We start from the raw sequence: 19825 nt of genomic DNA, 5'->3' as shown, positions 1-19825 counted from the left end.
CGTCCTCGAACGGCCGAGGTGGCACGCTCCTGCGCGGCGCCGACGGCGCTGGAGAGTCCGTCCGCCGCGACGCTGAGGTTCTGGTTGAGTGCAAGCACGCCTGCGATGACGTTCTCGCAGTCTTGCCGGATGGTGACCACGACAGGTACCGCGGCGGCCAGGGTGTCACCAGTACGTCGCAGGAGCCGCGCGAGGTGCTGGACGAATGCGACCAGCACGGCGATCAGTGCGACGACGACGACCAGGCTCAACACGGCCATGAGATTGGTGTTCATAGTGGTCCCGTCTTGCTCGAGAGTGCCTGGACGTGTGCGCCCACCTCGACGCCGAGTGCATGGATGAGCTGCGCTGTCTCGTGGAGGTGCGGATAAGAGCCGGTGTTCGCGTCCAGGTGGTCCAGTCGGACGGCGACCACGCCGACGTGGTGGCCGATGTCGCCGACGAACGCGGAGAGCAGGCAGAGGAGGACGACGACGACGAGCGCGACGACGATGCCGATGCCGATGCAGATCCACCACAGGGCGGTGGTGTCGCTGACGGCGGTCATCGTCCACCTCCGAAGAACTTCGCCCGGACGCCGCTGACCGCGGCGTAAACCTGGACCACCTGTTCGTTGACGGCCGGGATGACCTGCAGGATGTCGGTGTTGCGTCCAGTCGCGCTCAGTGCGACGGCGATCTCCCGCACCTGCACCGAGATGCGCCGGGCGAGGTTGAGGATCGTCGCCACACAGATGACGACGACCGAGACGAGCACGAACGCGATGACGAGGCCGAAGTACCAACCGGGATGACCCATGATCAGTTCCCTCCCGTGAGGTCGCCGAGCAGCGTCTCCAGGCCCAGTACGGGGCCGAGGCTGCGAAGCAGGAGCGGGCTGTTCTCGATGCGCCGGGCGCTGCCGTCGATGCGTTCGACGCTTCCGTTGATGCCGCGCACCGCCTGCCGTAGGGGTTCCGTCGCGGCGAGGATTCGCGCAAGCGATGCGTTGGTGTCGTTCAGGTCGTCGCCCATCGAGGACGTCAGTCCGGCGACCGTCCGTAGATCGCCGACGATGTCGCCGACCTGGCCGTGGATGCTGTCGACTAGCCGATTGAGTACGACGACAGCGGGTCTGATCGAATGGGTCGATCGTTTGATCCCATCGACTGAGGTGCCGATCGTGGTCACGTGCTCCCTCGTCGAGGCGAGGTTGCCGTTGATGTGATCGGTTGCCTGGACGACCTCGTCGAGGTGGGTCGACAGCGGCTTGGCCGCGATGGCGATCTGGTGGCTGAGCCGGACGGTCCTGTCGAGTACCGGAAGTCGCTCGATGTCCTTGTCGATACCGTCGGTCGCGGGCTCGATGGCGCTTGCGACATCCCGGTTGATGGCGTTGGCGGCCACCGCCGTGCGGGTGAGGAGGACGACGGCGGTCAGCGCGAAAAGTAGGAAGACGACGAGGTTGACGGCGATGGCTCGCCGCTGCCCGGCGTACGGCGTCGTCGAGTAGCGATCGATGAGACCCGTCAGCACGGCTGCCTCCCGTGCAGCACGTTGATGGCCGGGCTCTCGCAGACGTGCTGGAGGTGAAGGTTGACCGAGCCGAGGCCGGCGAGGATGTTGCCGAGGCCGGCACGGGTTGGCTGCAGGTGACCGACGATGGCCTGGACCGTCGCGCTGGTCCTGGACACGCCCGCTGGACCGTCGCTGTTGAGCGTGACCAGGTTGCGGTCGATCGCCGAGGTGGAGTCGAGGATCGAGGTGAGTAGCTGCGAAGTATCGGTCAGCTGCGAGGTGATGTGGGTCAGCAACGGCGCGCTGGCGCTGAGGTCTTCAGCGACCGAGGCGAGGTGTCCGCTGGTGCTGGCCAGTGACTGGTTGATGGCATCGCCGTGGTCCCTGACGGACTGGAGGTCCGCGCGGATCGCCTCGGCCTGAGCCGGAATCGGCCGGAGCGACTGGTCAATCTTCGCAAGGTTGGCGTTCACGGCGTCGATCTGCCCGGGCAGGGTCTTGGTGTTGCCGTTGACGTCGGTCACGGCATCTCGGGCGGTCGCCAGATGCGTGTTGATTCCGGCGAGCGAGCTGGAGATGAAGATCAGGTAGGCGATTACCGTCAGCGCGACGATCACCGCGAGGGCGATCCAGGTCCTCAGCCAGAGATCGACGCCTCGTCGCTGGGAAAGCTGTTCGGAGTCGAGGTCGAGGATGTCCTCGATGCGGGTGTCGGTTGCCATGGTCAACGTCCAGTTCTCGTCGGGATGGTCTGGCGCAGCAAGGGCTCGCGCGTTCGAATCAGCACGGGCTGCCGCCGTTGAGTCCGTCGTCGATGCAGCGCGCGAGGTGGGCAGTGCGGACCGCATGGGTGTTGATATTGCGGGCGTCGGCGAGAATGACGCCCACGACGTCGGCCGCTCGCGCCGCGCTGTCGTTGATCAGGCGGATGCCACGCTGGATGGCCACCGCGGTGCGAAGGATGCCGGCCGCGTCTGCATTGATCCCGCCGGCCGTGGTGGAGATCGAGTTCGCCTGCTGGTTGATGTCGGTCACGTCGCCCAGGATCGTCGCGGCGCTGGCGTTGATCGACCGCGCACTCGAGTCGATGGACTCGGCGTGGCGCTGGATTCCAACAACCGCGTCGTCGATGTCGCCGGCGACTGCCTCGACGTCCGTTAACGACGCGTCCAGTGGCTGTGCACTGGCAAGGATGGAGGCCGCGAGCTTGTTGGTCCGGTTCAGCTGCATGATCGAGTCGGTGTAGTCGTTGATGCCCCGGCCGCTCTCCGCGATGTCAGCCGCCTCATCGCGGATCTGCACAGCGTTCGACTCCGTTCGGTGCAGCAGGAGGAGCAGGACGATCGCGGCGGCGACGACGACGGCGATAGACGCCAGCCCGCCTGGTGTGACGCTGCGCCGTGACGGCGGTCGCGCCGGGAAGAAGTCGTTGGTGTTCACGATGCGTGCTCCTTGCGGTGAGAGTGACGGCCGGATGGACCCCTGGCCGGGAGCTCAGCGACGTAGCGTTCGACCAGCGCGCTCAGTGCAAGCGACGTCGTACCCGTGCCGTGGGCTTTGTTGACGTGCTCCACGACCGCGGCGACCGCGGCGGGCTTGTCGTCGGAGATCATCCGCCAGTCACAGACGAAACCGAGTGCTTGGCATTCGACCGCGTAGTCGGTCACCTGGATCCCCCCACAGTGATGCCAAGGGTGCGGGCGACGCCGGTCACCAGCTCCTCGAGCGATGCGACGTTGCTGCCGATGCCGCCGACCAATTCGCTCGCGGGCTCGGTCTGCGACGCGACAGTGAGCAGGAGCAAGCGGGCGTTGGCGAGCTTCGCGGTGATGCTGCGAAGGGCCGCGATCACGCGAACCAGGTAGAAGACGACCATCGCGATCGCAGAGATCGACAGGACGACGGCCAGCGTGGTCAAGAGAGTCATCAGGTATCCGTTCCGTGGCTTAGAGGAGAGGCGACAATGCGCCGACGTAGTCGCCGACCAGCCCGGGAACCGCGCCAGTGAGCGTCTCCGTCTCGATGAGCGCCGGGATGCCGTCAAGGACAGGGACGATGCGCTGGCACTCCATGACGACATCGCTGAGTGCTTGATCGATCGCGAGCAGGCTGCTCTCGAGGTCTACCAACGCGCGGTGCAGGACCGGAAACGCCGCTGACAAGAGCAGCACTCCGAGGATCAGCCAGATCATGTGTTTCTCCTGGTTGCTCAGTGCGGGAGAGCCGTGAACGAGGCGACGACTTGGTCGAACCCGGACGCATAGTCAGCGAAGCGGCTGGCCGGGACGACCTGGAAGACGAGCGTGTGCAACTTCCTGCCGTCGAAGACGAAGTAGTGGGCGTGGATGCCACGCCGGTCGCCGTCGCGGAAGTAGTACAGGTAGTAGACGGCGGGGAAGCCGGCGAGCTCGATCTCCCGGACGTCGAGCACGGTGATGTCGGCGTCGGGGCTGGACAAGATGGCGTCGGTTACCGCATGCAAGTCGCGGAGGTCAGCCAGTGCGGCAGGGTGTTGGAGCGGCAGTGTGCGAATGCTGAAGGCACTGCGGCGGTCGATGCGGACAACATGGCCTGTGGATGTGCGCAGTTCCGTCCAGGTCTCCGGGTACGTCAACTGGTACCCGAACTTGCGGTCGGTGAGAGTTCGCCGTTCCGGCTGGCTTGTCAGAGGCTGGTTCTCGACCTCGGGCACTGGACGTGCTGCCCGGTCCTGTACGTCCGAGCCGGACGACGTCGCGGCGCCTGGCTCGCTGGCGGGGGCCTCGCGCGTCTGCAGGTACCACACCGTGCCGCTCGTCGCGACGGCGAGCGAGACAACCCAGGCGCCCACCGTCGCGCCGGTCCGGGTCCACGCGGCGCTGAGCCGCTGTGTATGACCAGCGATTGATGCCGACTCCGTGCTGCGTGTCGCCCGCACGGTGGTGCTTCGCGAATCACTGTCGCTGATCGTTGGCATCGCGCACGTCTGCTTTCTGCGGAGGGAGCCCGGCACCCCACCCGACCGTGATTGACGAACCGCCGCCTCACCTCAACGGGTGAGGAATGGTGTGATGCAGGTCACGGAGGGCTTTGGAGGGTGCCGTCCGCCGTGCCTCCGCAGTGGCGGACTGACGCTCTTAGCGCGCCCGATCCCGACGCTCGATCAGCCGCCACAGCATGGGGGTGAAGATCAGCTGCATCGCGAGATCCATCTTCCCGCCCGGGCACACGATCGTGTTCGGACGCGACATGAACGAGTCGTGCAGCATCGACAACAGATACGGGAAGTCGATCCCACGCGGGTTGGCGAAGCGGATCACGAGCATCGACTCGTCCTGCGACGGGATCGTGCGAGCGATGAACGGGTTCGAGGTGTCCACCACCGGGACCCGCTGGAAGTTGACGTGCGTCTTGGAGAACTGGGGGCACATGTAGTTCACGTAGTCGTGCATCCGGCGGAGAATCGTCTCCGTGATCGCCTCGGTGGAGTAGCCGCGCTTGGACTTGTCGCGGTGCAGCTTCTGGGTCCACTCCAGGTTGATCACGGGCACAACCCCGATCAGGAGGTCGGCGTGGCGCGCGATGTCGACCTTCTCGGTGACGACTGCACCATGCAGGCCCTCGTAGAAGAGGAGGTCGGTCTCGGCCGGCAGGTCCTCCCACGGCGTGAAGGTTCCCGGCTCCTGGCCGTACGGCGCTGCCTCGGCCTCGTCGTGGAGGTACTTGCGCACCCGCCCGTGGCCGCTCTCGCCGTACGTCCGGAAGAGATCCTCCAGCTCCTCGAACAGGTTCGCCTCCGGGCCGAAGTGGCTGAAGGTGTGGTTGTGGTCGGTGAACGCCTTCGCCATCTCCTCCTTCATGCCCATCCGGTCGAACCGGTGGAAGCTGTCGCCCTCGATGAAGGCAGCCGTCAGCTGCTCGCGACGGAAGATCTGCTCGAACGTCCGCATCACGGATGTCGTGCCCGCGCCGGACGAGCCGGTGATGGCGACGACGGGGTGCTTGTCTGACATCGGTCCCTCCTCAGTTCGCGGCGCGGTAGAGGCCACGGAGGCCGTAGAGCGGGTACTCGGCCTCGGCGACGTCGTCGGGGTCCTCGTGGTAGCGCACGATCCGTTCGACCTCCTCGCGGCAGCCGAAGATGAACCCGATCCGCTGGTGCAGGCTGGTGGGCTCGACATCGAGCACGCGGTCAGTCCCGGTGGTGGCCAACCCGCCGGCCTGCTCCACGAGGAAGGCGATCGGGTTCGCCTCGTACAGCAGGCGCAGCCGGCCCTCGCGTGCCGGGTCCTTCGTGTCGCGCGGATAGAGGAACACGCCGCCCCGGGTCAGGATCCGGTGTGTCTCCGCGACCAGCGACGCGACCCAACGCATGTTGAAGTCCTTCTCTCGTGGACCGGCAACGCCGGCGAGGCACTCGTCGATGTAGCGACCGACGGGTCGTTCCCAGAACCGCTGGTTGGAGCTGTTGACCGCGAACTCCGAGGTCGTCGCCGGCAGCGTGATGTCTTCGTTGGTCAGGAAGAACTCGCCCAGCTGCGGGTCCAGCGTGAAGGCGTGCACACCGCGGCCGACCGAGAGCACCAGCACCGTTGAGGGTCCGTAGATCGCGTAGCCGGCCGCAACCACCTCGCGACCGGGCTGGAGGAAGTCGGCGACGGTTGCGTCCTGTCCCGGATGCGGAGCGCGCATGATCGAGAAGATGCTCCCCACTGAGACGTTGACGTCGATGTTCGACGAACCGTCGAGCGGGTCGAAGGCGAGCAGATACTTGCCGCGCGGGTACGTCGACGGGATCGGGTAGGGATCGTCCAGCTCCTCCGACGCCATCCCGCCGAGCTGGCCGCCCCACTCGGTGGCCCGGAGGAAGATCTCGTTCGCGACCACGTCGAGCTTCTGCTGCTGCTCCCCCTGCACGTTCACGACCTCGGCCTGACCCAGGAGGTCGGTGAGGGCGCCGGATGCGATCCGGCGCGAGATCGCGGTGCACGCGAGGGCGACGTCGAGGATCAGCGAGTTGAGCTCGCCGCTGGATCCAGGGTGGCGGCGACGCTCCTCGATCAAGAACCTGGCCAGCGTCGATCGGTCGGTGAGCATCTGGATCCCTCTCCCTGGGGTCGGCGGGTACATCTGGAGCACACCAGTGGTGCACCGCTGGTGCATCCAGCCGACGGGTGACGTGGAGGGTGACCGTTGGCCGGTGCCCTTCGCGACCTGCGGAGACCGAGGACGCGTCTTTCACCCCACTCGCCATCCGGCAGGGTGAGCCCGCAGGAGGCGCTGCCCCGTAGGTTCTGGGCCTCGTGAGTTCGCGACCCTTTCCCCGGCCCTGGATGCGTCGACGCACGGATGACGCCCTGCGGACGCCAGGTCGGCACGGGCCAGCGCTGGTCAGTGACTACCGCGGCGTGATCTGCGACCTGGACGGCGTCGTCTACCGCAGTGGTCGCGACATCGCCGGGGCGATCGACGCGCTCAACCGCGTCGTCCGGTCGCGGCGCTCGATCGTGTTCGCGACGAACAACGCGTCGCGAGAGCCTTCGACCATCGGCGCCCACCTCCAGGAGCTGGGCCTGGTCGACGGTCCGTGGTCGGTCGCCACGAGTGCTGATGTCGCCGCGCACCATCTTGCTGCCTTGGTCCCACCCGGCAGCCCCGTGCTGGCCGTCGGTGGGCCGGGAGTGGCGGCCGCCCTGGACGGCGTCGGACTTATTTCCGTGAGAGTCGGCGACCCCGCGGCTGGGTCGGTGGTCGCCGTCGTCCAAGGTCTGGGACACGAGGTCACCTGGCGCGAGCTCGCCGAGGTCGGCTACCTCGCCCGGGCCGGGGTGCCATGGGTGGCGACCAACCTGGACCCTGCGGTTCCGACCGATCGCGGCGTCGCTCCCGGGAACGGCGCGCTGGTGAAGGTGGTCGAGACGGTCGCCGGCGTCGCCCCGCGCTCGGTGGGAAAGCCGGAGCCCGGGTTCTTCGCGACCGCCCAGCGGATGCTGGGCACGCCGCTCGAGCAGACCCTGCTGTGCGGCGACCGCCTGGACACCGACATCGCGGGCGCGCGAGCAGCGGGCATCGACTCACTGCTGGTCCTGTCCGGGATCACCGACCTGCAGGCGTTGGCGTCCGCGCCGACCAGCCTGCGTCCCACGTTCGTGGCGCCTGACCTCGGCGGACTCGTGGCCCCGGCCAGACGGCTCCTGCCGGCGCGGGACGAGGCGATCAGGCTCGCTGACGGGGTCCCACATGCCGCCGATGTCACGGACCGTCAGCGGGTGCTGGAGTGGGTCGTGATGACGTCGTGGGCGGTCGTGGACTCCGGCGGTCAGCTCTCGGACCGCGGGGAACCCTGGCGGGCGCTGGCACGCCAGCTTGCGCTGCCGTGACCAGCGCCCGCCAGGCCGTCAGGCCGAGACGGCGCGGGGCGCCGCGTGGGCGGGGGCTGCGGCGACCCGCCTGGCGAGCAGCGGCATGCACATCAGCGCCAGGCCCGGCAGCAGCAGCCACCAGTACAGCGAGGAGGTCGGCATGCCGTCGGTGGGAATCTGCTGGACGTCCTCGAAGCTGCCGACGTTGTCGCTGATCGCCGTGACGTCGGACTGGAATCGGGGAAGAGCGGCGTCGAGCGATGCCACGCCCACGGCGACATCGGGGTAGTTGTCGGAGAGGAAGGCCATGAACTCCTTGCGGCTCATCCCGAGGGCGTCGGCAAGGGCCGGGATCGTGTCGGCCTGCAGTTCGTCGGCCAGCGCCTGGACGGTGTCGAGGTCCGCTCTGCTCTTGTCGGCTCCCGCCTGGGTGAAGTAGGGCTCCAGGCCGGCAGTGAGGTCGTCGACGGCAGTGCCCTTGCCCTGGACGTTGAACAGGGTCGAGATCGCAACCAGGACCACGCCGACGACGACACTTGCCGCCACTGCGGGACCCGAAGCGTCCTTGCCGTGGTTGTCCGCCCGAACCGCTCGCGCGGCCAGGACGACGAGCGCCAGACCCACGAGCACGAGGAGGTACGGCAGGAGGGTGCTCGGCAGCCAGCCGGTCGGGATCGAGTCGGCACGCTCGAAGTTGCCCTGTTGAGCCTCGAGCTCGGTCACCAGTCCGTCGAACCGCGGCACGATCTGGTCGAGCTGGGCGACGCCGTCGGTGACAGCGGGATCGTTCTTCGCCAGGTAGCTCGCGAACTCCTTGTCGGTCATGTCCAGTGCGGCGGGGAGTGCGGGCAGGGTCTCTGTCTGGAGCTGGGCCGACATCCGCGCGACGGCGTCGATGTCACTCCGGGACTGCTGCAGGCTCTGGTCGGTGAAGGTGGTGCGGAAGTCGCCGGTCAGCTTCTCGACGGAGTTGGTCTTGCCGAAGAGCCCGGTGGCGAACGGGAAGACCAGCAGCACTGCTCCGAGGACGAGGATGGCGATGACGGGTGCGCGTCGTGCGAGCACGGCTTTCTCCTATTCGGGACGCGAGACCGCGTCCGGTGTCGCGGCGGGGGAGTTCCGCCTGACCTGTGACGTGCGCCACATGGCTGGATCGCGAGCATGGACGCGTGGAGATGCGCGGCGTCACCCCCGGACGGGTGAGTTGGCGGGTGTCTCGCCTCGCCTACGGCGCCGGGAGCGGCCGGGTGACCCGACCCTCCAGCTCGTCCCACACCCGGTCGGCGCGGCCCCACACGCCCCGGACCACGCTCCCCGCGAACCCTCGGTGAGGGAGGTGCGGGTGCGGGCGGGTGGGGGAGCGAGGTGCGGCCGCAGCGAGCCGGTCGCCGAGCGCCTGGGTCTCGGCCTCGGTGAGGATCTCGGCGAGTCTTTCGACCAGTCCGCGTTCCAGGTCCGTGACCGCGGCCAGGTTCTCCCGCACTGACCGCCACACCTCAGCCCAGGCACGGCCGACGTTCTGCGCCTGCCCGTACTGCTTCGCCTTGGCGACCACCAGGGCACGCTCGAGTCGCTTGGCCGACAGGAGGTACTCGCGGGCCGCGTCCCGGCCGTCGGACAGCCGGTGGTGAGCCGCCGGCAGGACGACTTGGATCACGGCTGTCAGGTGCTGGGTGGCAGCGACCAGGAAGTCGTCGGTGCACGCGCGCCCCTCGCCCGGCCGGTGGCGATCGGGAACCTCGCCAGCTGCTCGGTCCAACCGCTCGGTCAGGGCGTTCAGGTGATGATCGACGGTGTCGCGGAGAGTGGTCATGGCTGCTCCTCGGAGTCGGCGCGATAGGGAAGTCCACTACCGACAGTCGCCTCGTCTTCACAAGTGCACAAGGATGGAATCCGCCTCCCCCGCCGGACTCACCCCTACGGGCGAGGGCCCTCCTCCGGGCGGCGGTCAGCGGCCGGCGAGTGCCGGCAGCAGCGCGCGATGCAGCGCGTCACAAGAAGCGCTCAGGCGTTGGTGGCCGCGGGCCAGACCGCCGGTCACCATTCCGTCGAGCGCCGGTTCGACCAGCGCACGTCCCATCGCATAGCCGAGGTGCCGTGCGTCGCCACGGACGGCGGCCAGCGCCGTCACGGCTTCGAGTTCCTTGCAGACCGTCGCGAGCGAACGGCCGGACGACATGAACCACACCGCCGGTACGGCGGTGGGGACGGCCTCGTCCAGGGTGTCCACGGTGAACCGAGCGACCTCGTCGGCGGACGAAGCTGCCCCCTGCGCGCGGCGCCCGGGAGCCACGAGGTTCGTCCGCACGACCACTCGTGACAGGTCGACACCGCGGTCGGCAGCCGCCGCGAACAACGCGGTCAAGGCGTTGACGGTGATCGCCCGGGTGACCCCGATGGTGCTCGCGTCAAGACCGGGCATCGCGGCGCTGAGGACCGGAACGAGTCCGGCCGCCTGGGCCGCCGCCGCGGCGGCAGCAATGGGCTCGACCGCCACGTGGGTGTCCCCCCGTGGGAACTGTCCCGGGCGGCGGTTCGACCTGAGCTCGACGAAGTCCACCCCGGCCTGCTGGGCAGCCCGGACCGCCTCGTCGTTCGCGGAGTCGTCTGCTCCGACTCCGATCCGCAGACCTATGAAGGGCAGCGCTGCGTGTGAGGCGACGGGTGCCGTCAGCGAGCCGAGGTGCCGTTCCGACAGCAGGACCCCGCCGAGGCGCCGGCCTGCCAGGGGCGAGCGCAGGGCGTGCTCGGCCAGCGTCGGGAGCGCCGAGGGCGGCAGGCCACGTCGCCGGGCCTCCTCGTCTGCGTACTCGTCCAGGACGAGCAGGCCGAGACCGGGGCGGAGGAGTCGGTCGAGGGTGATGCCGAGGCGGGACATGGAGCGACGCTAGGTGCGGGTTCCGGGCGCGCCATCACCCGCGCGGAGGAAGTGGGGGGTGGCGAGAGGAGGGCGCGCTGCCCTCAGGGTCGCAGCAGGCCGGGGTCGAGCCGCGATCGGCACTCCACGGACGTCAGGGTGGCGGCGACGATGAGCGCGGCGTCGTCCTGTCGGCCTTTGAGCTCGATGGCACCGCTGTCGGGACCGTCCCTATGCGCCATCAGGAAGTCGTACAGCTGCCAGTCCACCGCACAGGCGGTCGTGATCGGGTCAGCCTCGGGGAGGCTGGCGCCGGCAATGGTGGCGCGGAGTGCGTCGCGGTGCTCGACGAGCGCCGCGTCCTTGTTCACGCCCGAGCTGTCGAACAGGAGCATGCTCAGCGTCGCCGGGAGGCGTCGGCCGTCGGTCGTCCGGACGACCCAACGCGCGCCTGCCCATGGACGGTCAGGGTCGGCGACGACGAGGTCACCGAAGCCCTCGACCACGCCGACCGAGGGATCGTCGAGCTCGGCCTCGAGCGGCGCCGGTCCGAGCAGCCCGATCGGTTCGCGGGCGAGGATGCTCACCAGTGCCGCGGTCCCCACGATCTGTCCGGCGCGCGCGTCGACCTGGGTGCCGGTCGCTGCGGCTGCGGCGGCGTACTCGTGGCACAGCCGGTCGAGGGCGCGGTGCAGCTCTCGCAGGGACCGCCCCTCGGCCTCGTCGGGTCGTCGCCCCCCGCCGAGGATCTCGCCGTAGCGGCCGGTCGCGATGATCAGTGCGTCGTCCAGGGCCTCGAGGTGGGTCGGCAGGAGCATCTCGGGCTCGTCGTCGACCTCGACGAGCCGAGGCAGGGTGATCGGCCGTCCGTCGACCGTGGCCCAGTAGAAGCCCAACTGATCCTCGTCCTGGACGATGCGGGGTCGCGCCATCAGGTCGACCTGCTCACCGCTCGGCCCGCCGGAGCCACGCCAGCCAGGCGTCCATGCCGGTGCCTGTCCGGGCGCTGACCTGGATGGTCTCGACGCCGGGATTGACGGTCTGCAGGTTCTTCTCGAACAGCTCGAGGTCGAAGTCCAGGTGGGGGAGAAGGTCCATCTTGTTGACGATGACGGCGTCGACCGCGCGGAACATCACTGGATACTTCAGCGGCTTCTCCTCGCCCTCCGTGATCGCGTAGACCATCACCGAGCGATGGGCGCCGACGTCGAACTCGGCGGGGCAGACCAGGTTGCCGACGTTCTCCACGAACAGCAGGTCCAGGCCCTCGAGGTCCAGGCGGTCCAGGGCGTTGGCAACCATGGGTGCGTCGAGGTGGCACTCCCCACCGAACCCGTTGGCCGTGTTGAGGAGAGACACCCGCGCACCGACCGCCGAGAGCCGGTCGGCGTCGATGCTGGTCTCGATGTCGCCCTCGATGATGCCGATCCGTCCGGGATCGGGCACCGCGGCGAGGGTCCGCTCGAGCACGGTCGTCTTCCCGGCTCCGGGCGACGACATCAGGTTCAGGGTGAGGACGCCCGCGCGGTCCAGCCGCTCGCGGTTCTCAGCAGCGCGGCGGTCGTTCTCGTCGAAGATCCGCTCGAGGACGACGATCCGGTCAGCGCCGGTCGCGTAGCCGGAGTGGTCTCCGTGCAGATCCGCCTCCGGCTCGTGGCTGTGGCCGCCATCGTGTTCGTGCTCGTGCCCATGGCCGTGGCCATGCCCATGGCCGGTGTCGTCGTCATGTCGGTGGAAGCGCCCCATGGGCCAGCTCCTCGCCTTCTCCTAGCCCAGGTCCGCGCCGGAGTCGGCGAGGTCGAGGGTCGTGATCAGAAACTCTTCTCCCGTGAGCAGCTCGAGATCCGGGCTGCCGCACTCGCAGCACAGCAGCACCAGCGTGTCGGCGATCGTCGTGCCGGCAGCGCAGGCATTGCAGCGCGCGCTGACCGCGACCGACTCGATCGCCAACTCCGATCCAGCCAGCGGGCTGTCGGCTGTGACCAGGTCCCAGCAGTACCTCAGCGTGTCCGGCACCACCTGTCGGAGACGGCCGAGACGAAGGTGCACGACCGTGACCGTGCGGTCACCGGCCGCCCGGTTGACCACCTGCTGGATCGAGTTGCACAACGAGAGCTCGTGCATCCGTCACCGCCTCAACGTCTGGGACGGGGACTCGCCGAACCGGCGCCGGTAAGCGCCCGAGAAGTTGCCGAGGTGCCCGAATCCCCATCGCTCCGCGACGCCGGTGACCGTGACGCCGTCGGAGGGCAGTGCCGCTGCGAGCTGGTCGCGTGCCCGCTCGAGCCGACGGTCGCGCAGGTAGTGCATGGGGGTCGTCCCCAGGTCGTCGTGGAACGCCTGCTGGATGGCGCGAACGCTGAGGTTGATGGCCTGCGCGATGTCCTTGAGCGCGATCGTGTCGGCCAGGTGACCTTCGATGAAGTTGATCGCCGCCCGGGTCGCGGCGCGGCCCCCGTGCGGCGCCACGTGGGTGAGGTCGCTGTGGACCGACGATGCCTGGACCCAGAGCAAGGAGGAGATCACGAGCTCCTCGATGGGACCTCCCCCGATCCCCTGCTGGACCAGGGAGCGCGGTGTCATCACCTCGCTCGACAACAGCTGGAGCGCGCCGTGCCACCGGACCGCCGGGTCGGTGGTGAGGTCCATCTCGGGGTCGAACACCACGGGCTTGTCGACGCTGCGCCCGAGCATCCGTGAGAGCTGGTGCTCGAGCGCCTGCACCTCGATCCGGACCACCAGCAACGGTGTGTCCAGGGCCAGGGACAGATAGAGCTTCGTCGCCGGGTTGACGACGATTGCCTGATAGGTGAGCCCGCTGACGTCCGCCCCGTTGTAGCGGCACTCCATGGAGCCGCTCGCGGGCATCAGCACCAGGAAGTGGTTGCCGGTCGCGGCGAACTCCAGGCGTGCCGGGTGGTGGTAGTCGAGGTGGGCGAAGGTGACGTCCCGGAGCCGGACCGCGAACATCGAGGCCTCGAACGGCTCGTCACCGCCCAGCACCGTGAGCCGGTGCCGCCCCAGCAGCTTTCCCGCGAGCACCTCGGCCTCGTCGCGGCTGCCCGTGCAGAACACCGGGTGCTCGGCCAGCGCCGTCGGCACACCACGGGAGCGGATCCGCCTGCGCACCGGAAGGTTCGTGCGGGAGGTGTTGATGAAGCCGAGCCTCGAAACGCGCGTCACGGATCCTCCTTCCTACGTCGACCCGGTGTGATGAGTGTCGCCCAATCTCCGCGCGCATGCGCATGAGCGGCGATATTCGTGCGCGAAACGGATAGCGCTTGCGCGAACGGGATAGCCCGGGACCTTTGGCCCTATCTATCTTCGTTTGAAGTTCGTCACACTTCCTAGGTTTCAACCGGACATGCCGGCTTCTCGATGCGGCCTCACCGGGGGACACCCTTCAGGACCCAGGAGAGCGCATGACAGCAGGACTCTCGGTCCACCAGCAGGCGTCACTCGACTCCCTCATGGAGCGACTCGACGACCCGCAGGTAGCGGCCGCCCTGATCAATCTGCTCGACCATGCCGACCTGCTCGCGATCCTCATCGTCGGGCTGGACGGCTTGGTCAGCAGGAGCGAGACCATCGGCGACGCCCTCGTCGATGGCATCGACGAGCTGCGCGGAGTCGCAGCGGCCAGCAACGAGGCGATGGGGACCCTCGAGCTCGGCGAGATCCTCGCCAGCCTGATGACGTTGTCCTCGTCACTTCCCAAGATCACCCCCGCGGTCACCCGTGTGGTTGATTCGGGCTTGATCGAGCACGTGCTCGACTCCGGGATCACAGACCCGGCCATGGTCACCGAGATCGCCCGGATCGGTCGCGGTCTCACAGCCGGGGCCGGTCGGGCAACCACGGATCCGATCGCAGTCAACGGCCTGTTCTCGGCCATGAAGCTCCTCAAGGATCCCGACATCCAGCGCGCGGTCAGCTACTTCGCTGCGGTCGCCAAGTCCATCGGCGTCGAGCTCGACAAGAGCTGACCAAGAGAAAGGCAGAACCCTTCGATGTCCTCAGTGCTCTGGTTGCAAGGCGGCGCGTGCTCCGGCAACACCATGTCCTTCCTCAATGCCGAGGAACCGAATGTCGTCGACCTGATCGTCGACTTCGGCCTCGAGCTCCTCTGGCATCCCTCTCTTGGTCTGGAGCTGGGTGAGAACGCCCAGAAGATCTTCTGGGACTGTGCCCGCGGGGATCGCCCGCTCGACATCTTCGTCTTCGAGGGGACGGTGATCGAGGCTCCCGACGGGTCAGGCCGGTACGACATGTTCGCCGACCGACCGATGAAGGACTGGGTGATCGACCTCGCGAACGCAGCGTCGATCGTCGTCGCGATCGGGGACTGCGCCTGTTGGGGTGGCATCCCGGCGATGGAGCCCAACCCCTCGGACTCGACCGGCCTGCAGTTCCACAAGCGGGCCAAGGGCGGCTTCCTCGGACCCGACTGGACCTCCAAGGCCGGCCTTCCCGTGATCAACATCCCTGGCTGCCCGGCCCACCCCGACTGGATCACCCAGATCCTCGTGGCCCTCGCCACCGGTCGCACGGCCGACATCGCACTCGACGACCTGCACCGGCCGCAGACCTTCTTCAAGACCTTCACCCAGACGGGCTGCACCCGCGTGCAGTTCTTCGAGTACAAGCAGTCGACCCTCAGCTTCGGCGAGGGCACCCGCACCGGCTGCCTGTTCTACGAGTTCGGCTGCCGTGGCCCGATGACCCACAGCCCGTGCAACCGCATCCTCTGGAACCGCCAGTCCAGCAAGACCCGCGCCGGCATGCCGTGCCTGGGATGCACAGAACCCGAGTTCCCGTTCTTCGACCTCAACAAGGGCACCGTCTTCAAGACCCAGAAGGTCTCGGGCGTGATCCCGAAGGAGGTGCCGGAGGGCGCTGACCACCTCACCTACATGGCGCACGCCTCCGCTGCGCGCATCGCCGCCCCCTCGTGGTCCAAGGAGGACATGTTCGTGGTCTGACGCCCTGACCGCACCCTCCAGCAGCTCCCTCCTAGGCCAGCACAGAAAGGCCAACGCATGACCAGCACCGACCTCTTCGTCAGCCCCCTGGGCCGCGTCGAAGGTGACCTCGACGTCCGGGTCACGATCACCGATGGCGTCGTCACCTCGGCGTGGACCGAGGCCGCGATGTTCCGCGGATTCGAGATGATCCTGCGCGGCAAGGACCCGCAAGCCGGCCTCATCGTGACGCCGCGGATCTGCGGCATCTGCGGTGGCAGCCACCTCTACAAGGCCTGCTACGCCCTCGACACCGCCTGGAAGACGCACGTCCCGCACAACGCGACCTTGATCCGCAACATCGCGCAGGCGTGCGAGACCCTGCAGTCGATCCCGCGCTACTTCTACGCGCTGTTCGCCGTCGACCTCGTCAACAAGAACTACGCCAAGTCCAAGCTGTACGACGAGGCGGTGCGCCGGTTCGCGCCGTACGTCGGGACGGCGTACCAGAAGGGCGTCGTCCTCTCGAACAAGCCGGTCGAGGTCTACGCGCTCTTCGGCGGGCAGTGGCCGCACAGCTCGTTCATGGTTCCCGGCGGCGTGATGAGCGCTCCGACCCTGAGCGACATCACCCGCGCCACGGCCATCCTCAACCACTGGCGGGACAACTGGCTCGAGGCCGAGTGGCTGGGCTGCTCCGTCGACCGGTGGCTGGAGGTCAAGTCCTGGGAGGACATGCAGGAGTGGGTGGAGGAGAACGAGTCCCAGTACAACTCCGACTGCGGCTTCTTCATCCGCTACTGCCTCGACATCGGTCTCGACAAGTACGGTGCCGGGGTCGGCAACTACCTCGCCTCGGGGACGTACTTCGAGCCGTCGCTCTACGAGAACCCCACGGTCGAGGGCAGGAACGCTGCGCTCATCGGACGGTCGGGCGTGTACGCCGGCGGGCAGCACTTCGAGTACGACCACCTCCGGGTCAGCGAGGACGTGACGCACTCCTACTACCAGGGCGACCGGCCGCTCCACCCGTGGGACGGGGAGACCATCCCGATCGACCCCGCCGAGGGCCGCAAGCAGGGCAAGTACAGCTGGGCGAAGTCCCCGCGGTACGACGTCCCCACGTTCGGCCAGGTGCCGCTCGAGGCTGGTCCGCTTGCACGGCGGATGGCCGCAGGCAATCCGGACCACGCCGAGCACCAGGACTACGACCCCCTGTTCATCGACATGGTCGACAAGCTCGGACCCTCGGTCTTCGTCCGCCAGATGGCACGGATGCACGAGGCCCCGAAGTACCTCAAGTGGGTCATGGACTGGCTGTCGCGGATCGACCTCCACGACTCCTTCTACACCAAGCCGATCGAGCCGCTCTCCGGCAAGGGCTTCGGCGGCACCGAAGCCGCGCGGGGGTCGCTCCAGGACTGGATCGTGATCGAGGACGGCAAGATCGCGAACTACCAGGTGGTGACGCCGACGGCGTGGAACATCGGTCCGCGTGACGGTCAGGAGACGCTCGGTCCGATCGAGCAGGCGCTCGTCGGTTCGCCGATCGTCGACATGGAGGACCCGGTCGAGCTCGGGCACGTGGCGCGCAGCTTCGACTCCTGCCTGGTCTGCACGGTCCACGCGTACGACGGCAAGACCGGCCGCGAGCTGAGCAAGTTCGTCGTCAACGGGATGGTCTGAGCAGGCCCTCCCATGACCGACGCCGTCCTGCCCCACCAGCTGCTCGACAACGGGTTGGCGCCCGAGCCGTGCGAGCTGCTGGTGATGGGTTGCGGCAACCTGCTCCGGGGTGACGACGCGTTCGGGCCCCGCCTGATCCGGCTGCTCTTCGAGCAGGGGGTGCCCCAGGGCGTCCGGCTGGTCGACGGCGGGACGGCGGGCATGGACGTCGCCTTCCAGATGCAGGGGGCGGCCCGCGTCGTCATCGTCGACGCGTCCTCGACCGGCTCCTCGCCGGGCACGATCTTCCGCGTGCCCGGCCAGGAGCTGGCGGACCTGCCTACGGTCTCGGGGCTGCACACCCACTCATTCCGGTGGGACCACGCGCTCGCGTTCTCCCGATGGCTGCTGGGTCCGCTGTGCCCTACCGACGTGACGGTGCTGCTGGTCGAGGTCGAAGACGTGACGCCGGGAGCGGACCTGTCCGCAACGGTGCTCGCGGCGCTCGAGCCGGTCGCCGGTCTGCTGCGGTCCGACTTCTTCCCGACGACCGCAGCGGAGTCCGTTGTCGTCACGGCCGATGGCTACCTCCACCTCGACGCCGACCTGGCCGAGCGCTACTTCCCTGCGGGAGTGGTCGGCGCACTGGCAGACGCGGGCCGCGTCCTCCTGGTGCCGATCCGGAGCCAGGCGAACGGGGGGCACCTGCTGAAGCGCCGCAACGCGAACGGCGACCGGTCCCTCCTGATCCGCGAGATCCTCGATGCCGATCCCGAACCCGGGACGTGTGGCGTTCACTGGGACATGCAACGTGGCGCGCTGGTGGTGGAGCTGAGCAGCTGACCCTTGGTGCACCCGCCCTCGGAAGGCAGGTCCCGCATGGACGCAGATGAAATGGACGCAGATGAAGAAGCCGAGCGACTGAGAAGGAAGGAGTGGCGAACCGTCGAACCGACAGGACGGCACGAGGCCTACGACGTCGAGACCGTCGTGGTCCCGGACCGAGGCCAGTGGGCGGTCGAGATCGTCGTCGTCTTCGAGGACGAGATCGTTCGCAAACGCATCCAGACCTACCGCACGGAACGACTGGCACTCATCAGTGCCTACCTGATCAAGCGGACCGCCCGCCGAGAACTACCTGGTGGGCCGATCCGAGGGTGACACCAAGCATGGATAGGGCGAGTTCCATGAACCGCAGACAGATCACGATCGACCGACCACAGCCGCTTGGCGCATTCCCGTTGCCGGCGGGCTACCTGCTCGTCGCCGGCACCGACGACCCCGAGGTCACGCAGGCCGTGGCCGAGTTGGTCGCGGGCCGGCAGCCGACGACCTGGCCGGCGGCCATGACCGGCCACCGGCTCGCCCATGAGGGCATGCACGACGCCGCGGTCGAGATCTTCGCCGCCGAACCCGCCGATGACGCGGTGGCGGCGTACAACCGGTTCGTCATCGACCCTGCCGGCGCCGACCCGGCGGCCCTGCGAGCCGCCCTCCCCGACGCGTTCGCCCCGCTGGTCGACGTGATCGCCTACGCGGTCGGGATGACCGACCAGCCGCCGCTCGAGGACGCGGCGAAGGGCGAGGTCCTCGCGCTCGTCCTGGCCGCCCGGGCGAGCGCCTGGCTCGATGCCGGTGACACCAGCTCGGCAGCCGACCTGCTCCGACGGGCGGCCGATGTCGCCGAGGAGGCCTCGGCGACGCCGCTCGCGGGCGTGCTGCTCGGCAACCTGGCCGTCGTCGCCCACGACCACCGGCTCGCAGACGCGGATCCGGTCGCCGACATCAGGCGGGCGCTGAAGCTCCTGGCCACCACCGACCTGGCGGTCGCCCGGGCCGAACTGCACCTGCAGCTGGGGCTCCTGCTGCATGCAGAGGCCGCGTCCGGTCGCGTCCCGCTGACCGACGCCGTCGACCAGTACTACTCGGCGCTCCAGCTCGTCGGTCAGAGCGATGCCCCGCACGTCTGGGCGGCAGCGAACCTCAACCTGGGCACGGCGTACCTGACCATGCCGATGATCGAGGCCTCCGACCAGCTGCGGGCCGGGATCGCCATGCAGGCGCTGCGTGCGTCGCTGGAGGTGTTCACGAAGGACGAGCACCCGCAGGAGTGGTCCAGCGCCCAGATGAACCTCGCCAACGCGCTGGTCTACACACCGTCGACGCACCAGGGCGACAACCTGGTGGACGCCGTCGAGCGGTACGAGGAGGTGCTCGAGCTGCGGGAGCGGGACGGCGACCCGGTGGGTCGTGCGCGGATCCTGGCCAACCAGGGCAACGCCCTCGCTCACCTCGGGGTCTTCGACCATGCCAAGGCGAAGCTCTACGAGGCCCGGTTCCTCTTCGAGGAGCACGAGGACCACGACTCGGTGATGGCGGTGCGCAGCGTGCTCGACGAGATCGCCAAGCAGACGGTGCCCGACGGTGCGCCGCGGGTCGGTGGTCTCCCGGAACCCGGCGAGGTGGCACGTCTCCGTGCCGCCCAAGAGTCGGAAGGAGTGTGAG

The 19825-nt window shown here is 68.3% G+C and carries 26 protein-coding genes; 7 read left to right on the top strand and 19 right to left on the bottom strand.

Annotation, left to right across the window (positions count from 1 at the left end; genetic code table 11):
* From H0488_RS03900 to H0488_RS03845, 12 genes are all read right to left on the bottom strand, one after another.
* Positions 1–251, bottom strand: a 251-nt coding sequence (locus tag H0488_RS03900; protein WP_183097967.1) for a hypothetical protein, incomplete at its 3' end; no start/stop codon positions are given.
* Positions 252–271: 20 nt separating this feature from the next.
* A complete protein-coding gene (locus tag H0488_RS03895; RefSeq protein ID WP_183097966.1) occupies positions 272–547 on the bottom strand; it encodes a hypothetical protein in 276 nt (91 codons plus the stop codon).
* Complete coding sequence (locus H0488_RS03890; protein ID WP_183097965.1) at positions 544–798, bottom strand: hypothetical protein; 255 nt, start codon at positions 796–798, stop codon at positions 544–546. Before H0488_RS03890 ends, H0488_RS03895 begins: the two co-directional genes overlap by 4 nt.
* 2 nt (positions 799–800) lie before the next feature.
* Positions 801–1385 (bottom strand): hypothetical protein, encoded by a 585-nt coding sequence (locus tag H0488_RS03885; RefSeq protein WP_183097964.1) that lies wholly within the window; start codon positions 1383–1385, stop codon positions 801–803.
* A gap of 122 nt (positions 1386–1507) precedes the next feature.
* Entirely contained in the window at positions 1508–2344 is an 837-nt protein-coding gene (locus H0488_RS03880) for a hypothetical protein (RefSeq protein ID WP_183097963.1), read from the bottom strand.
* Positions 2277–2798 carry a hypothetical protein gene (locus H0488_RS03875; RefSeq protein WP_220794167.1) on the bottom strand — a complete coding sequence of 174 codons (522 nt, stop codon included), beginning with the start codon at positions 2796–2798 and terminating at the stop codon, positions 2277–2279. The genes H0488_RS03880 and H0488_RS03875 overlap by 68 nt, the downstream gene beginning before the upstream one ends.
* Before the next feature lie 134 nt (positions 2799–2932).
* Entirely contained in the window at positions 2933–3163 is a 231-nt protein-coding gene (locus H0488_RS03870; protein ID WP_183097961.1) for a DUF1059 domain-containing protein, read from the bottom strand.
* Positions 3160–3414, bottom strand: a complete 255-nt coding sequence (locus tag H0488_RS03865; RefSeq protein ID WP_183097960.1) for a hypothetical protein — start codon at positions 3412–3414, stop codon at positions 3160–3162. The genes H0488_RS03870 and H0488_RS03865 overlap by 4 nt, the downstream gene beginning before the upstream one ends.
* A 28-nt stretch (positions 3415–3442) precedes the next feature.
* Positions 3443–3688: a hypothetical protein gene (locus tag H0488_RS03860; protein WP_183097959.1), complete on the bottom strand. Its 246-nt coding sequence runs from the start codon at positions 3686–3688 to the stop codon at positions 3443–3445.
* Between the two features lie 17 nt (positions 3689–3705).
* Complete coding sequence (locus tag H0488_RS03855) at positions 3706–4452, bottom strand: PsbP-related protein (protein ID WP_183097958.1); 747 nt, start codon at positions 4450–4452, stop codon at positions 3706–3708.
* A gap of 160 nt (positions 4453–4612) precedes the next feature.
* Positions 4613–5488, bottom strand: a complete 876-nt coding sequence (locus H0488_RS03850) for a phosphoribulokinase (RefSeq protein WP_183097957.1) — start codon at positions 5486–5488, stop codon at positions 4613–4615.
* Positions 5489–5498: 10 nt separating this feature from the next.
* Positions 5499–6572 carry a class 1 fructose-bisphosphatase gene (locus tag H0488_RS03845; protein WP_183097956.1) on the bottom strand — a complete coding sequence of 358 codons (1074 nt, stop codon included), beginning with the start codon at positions 6570–6572 and terminating at the stop codon, positions 5499–5501.
* Positions 6573–6808: 236 nt separating this feature from the next.
* Between H0488_RS03845 and H0488_RS03840 the strand changes: the two genes are divergently transcribed.
* The gene (locus tag H0488_RS03840; protein ID WP_183097955.1) at positions 6809–7855 is read left to right on the top strand and encodes an HAD-IIA family hydrolase; all 1047 of its coding nucleotides are present in this window, start codon (positions 6809–6811) and stop codon (positions 7853–7855) included.
* 18 nt (positions 7856–7873) lie between these two features.
* Here the strand turns inward: H0488_RS03840 and H0488_RS03835 are convergent, their stop codons facing one another.
* From H0488_RS03835 to H0488_RS03805, 7 genes are all read right to left on the bottom strand, one after another.
* Complete coding sequence (locus tag H0488_RS03835; RefSeq protein WP_183097954.1) at positions 7874–8902, bottom strand: hypothetical protein; 1029 nt, start codon at positions 8900–8902, stop codon at positions 7874–7876.
* 160 nt (positions 8903–9062) lie between these two features.
* Positions 9063–9650, bottom strand: a complete 588-nt coding sequence (locus H0488_RS03830; protein ID WP_183097953.1) for a hypothetical protein — start codon at positions 9648–9650, stop codon at positions 9063–9065.
* A gap of 135 nt (positions 9651–9785) precedes the next feature.
* Positions 9786–10715, bottom strand: coding sequence for a class I fructose-bisphosphate aldolase (locus H0488_RS03825; RefSeq protein ID WP_183097952.1), 930 nt, complete (start codon positions 10713–10715; stop codon positions 9786–9788).
* Between the two features lie 83 nt (positions 10716–10798).
* Positions 10799–11626 carry a hypothetical protein gene (locus H0488_RS03820; protein ID WP_183097951.1) on the bottom strand — a complete coding sequence of 276 codons (828 nt, stop codon included), beginning with the start codon at positions 11624–11626 and terminating at the stop codon, positions 10799–10801.
* A 13-nt stretch (positions 11627–11639) separates the two neighbouring features.
* Positions 11640–12440: a hydrogenase nickel incorporation protein HypB gene (gene hypB / locus H0488_RS03815; protein ID WP_183097950.1), complete on the bottom strand. Its 801-nt coding sequence runs from the start codon at positions 12438–12440 to the stop codon at positions 11640–11642.
* 21 nt (positions 12441–12461) lie between these two features.
* Positions 12462–12818 carry a hydrogenase maturation nickel metallochaperone HypA/HybF gene (locus tag H0488_RS03810; protein ID WP_183097949.1) on the bottom strand — a complete coding sequence of 119 codons (357 nt, stop codon included), beginning with the start codon at positions 12816–12818 and terminating at the stop codon, positions 12462–12464.
* Positions 12819–12821: 3 nt separating this feature from the next.
* Positions 12822–13877 carry an AraC family transcriptional regulator gene (locus H0488_RS03805; RefSeq protein ID WP_183097948.1) on the bottom strand — a complete coding sequence of 352 codons (1056 nt, stop codon included), beginning with the start codon at positions 13875–13877 and terminating at the stop codon, positions 12822–12824.
* Between the two features lie 239 nt (positions 13878–14116).
* Between H0488_RS03805 and H0488_RS03800 the strand changes: the two genes are divergently transcribed.
* Genes H0488_RS03800 through H0488_RS03775 form a run of 6 tightly spaced genes read left to right on the top strand, consistent with a single transcriptional unit; the run spans position 14117 to position 19824 of the window.
* Positions 14117–14680: a DUF1641 domain-containing protein gene (locus H0488_RS03800; RefSeq protein WP_183097947.1), complete on the top strand. Its 564-nt coding sequence runs from the start codon at positions 14117–14119 to the stop codon at positions 14678–14680.
* A gap of 24 nt (positions 14681–14704) precedes the next feature.
* The gene (locus H0488_RS03795) at positions 14705–15676 is read left to right on the top strand and encodes an NADH-quinone oxidoreductase subunit B family protein (protein ID WP_183097946.1); all 972 of its coding nucleotides are present in this window, start codon (positions 14705–14707) and stop codon (positions 15674–15676) included.
* Positions 15677–15733: 57 nt separating this feature from the next.
* Complete coding sequence (locus tag H0488_RS03790) at positions 15734–17341, top strand: nickel-dependent hydrogenase large subunit (protein ID WP_183097945.1); 1608 nt, start codon at positions 15734–15736, stop codon at positions 17339–17341.
* Between the two features lie 12 nt (positions 17342–17353).
* Entirely contained in the window at positions 17354–18163 is an 810-nt protein-coding gene (locus H0488_RS03785) for a hydrogenase maturation protease (RefSeq protein WP_220794166.1), read from the top strand.
* A 36-nt stretch (positions 18164–18199) separates the two neighbouring features.
* Entirely contained in the window at positions 18200–18481 is a 282-nt protein-coding gene (locus H0488_RS03780) for a hypothetical protein (RefSeq protein ID WP_220794165.1), read from the top strand.
* Between the two features lie 26 nt (positions 18482–18507).
* Positions 18508–19824, top strand: a complete 1317-nt coding sequence (locus tag H0488_RS03775) for an amino acid adenylation domain-containing protein (protein ID WP_220794164.1) — start codon at positions 18508–18510, stop codon at positions 19822–19824.
* Position 19825: the final 1 nt, after the last annotated feature.

The organism is Nocardioides pelophilus (genome assembly GCF_014180685.1).
Taxonomy (GTDB): domain Bacteria; phylum Actinomycetota; class Actinomycetes; order Propionibacteriales; family Nocardioidaceae; genus Nocardioides; species Nocardioides pelophilus.
Note: the sequence above shows the minus strand (reverse complement) of the source record. Positions and strands in the feature narration are given on the sequence as shown.

Bases quoted from the DNA above. Each gene is read 5' to 3' on its own strand.
- H0488_RS03895 (WP_183097966.1), bottom strand. From the start codon at position 547: ATGACCGCCGTCAGCGACACCACCGCCCTGTGGTGGATCTGCATCGGC.
- H0488_RS03890 (WP_183097965.1), bottom strand. From the start codon at position 798: ATGGGTCATCCCGGTTGGTACTTCGGCCTCGTCATCGCGTTCGTGCTC.
- H0488_RS03880 (WP_183097963.1), bottom strand. From the start codon at position 2,344: ATGCGGTCCGCACTGCCCACCTCGCGCGCTGCATCGACGACGGACTCA.
- H0488_RS03860 (WP_183097959.1), bottom strand. From the start codon at position 3,688: ATGATCTGGCTGATCCTCGGAGTGCTGCTCTTGTCAGCGGCGTTTCCG.
- H0488_RS03855 (WP_183097958.1), bottom strand. From the start codon at position 4,452: ATGCCAACGATCAGCGACAGTGATTCGCGAAGCACCACCGTGCGGGCG.
- H0488_RS03850 (WP_183097957.1), bottom strand. From the start codon at position 5,488: ATGTCAGACAAGCACCCCGTCGTCGCCATCACCGGCTCGTCCGGCGCG.
- H0488_RS03845 (WP_183097956.1), bottom strand. From the start codon at position 6,572: ATGCTCACCGACCGATCGACGCTGGCCAGGTTCTTGATCGAGGAGCGT.
- H0488_RS03840 (WP_183097955.1), top strand. From the start codon at position 6,809: ATGCGTCGACGCACGGATGACGCCCTGCGGACGCCAGGTCGGCACGGG.
- H0488_RS03830 (WP_183097953.1), bottom strand. From the start codon at position 9,650: ATGACCACTCTCCGCGACACCGTCGATCATCACCTGAACGCCCTGACC.
- H0488_RS03825 (WP_183097952.1), bottom strand. From the start codon at position 10,715: ATGTCCCGCCTCGGCATCACCCTCGACCGACTCCTCCGCCCCGGTCTC.
- H0488_RS03820 (WP_183097951.1), bottom strand. From the start codon at position 11,626: ATGGCGCGACCCCGCATCGTCCAGGACGAGGATCAGTTGGGCTTCTAC.
- hypB (WP_183097950.1), bottom strand. From the start codon at position 12,440: ATGGGGCGCTTCCACCGACATGACGACGACACCGGCCATGGGCATGGC.
- H0488_RS03810 (WP_183097949.1), bottom strand. From the start codon at position 12,818: ATGCACGAGCTCTCGTTGTGCAACTCGATCCAGCAGGTGGTCAACCGG.
- H0488_RS03800 (WP_183097947.1), top strand. From the start codon at position 14,117: ATGACAGCAGGACTCTCGGTCCACCAGCAGGCGTCACTCGACTCCCTC.
- H0488_RS03795 (WP_183097946.1), top strand. From the start codon at position 14,705: ATGTCCTCAGTGCTCTGGTTGCAAGGCGGCGCGTGCTCCGGCAACACC.
- H0488_RS03790 (WP_183097945.1), top strand. From the start codon at position 15,734: ATGACCAGCACCGACCTCTTCGTCAGCCCCCTGGGCCGCGTCGAAGGT.
- H0488_RS03785 (WP_220794166.1), top strand. From the start codon at position 17,354: ATGACCGACGCCGTCCTGCCCCACCAGCTGCTCGACAACGGGTTGGCG.
- H0488_RS03780 (WP_220794165.1), top strand. From the start codon at position 18,200: ATGGACGCAGATGAAATGGACGCAGATGAAGAAGCCGAGCGACTGAGA.
- H0488_RS03775 (WP_220794164.1), top strand. From the start codon at position 18,508: ATGAACCGCAGACAGATCACGATCGACCGACCACAGCCGCTTGGCGCA.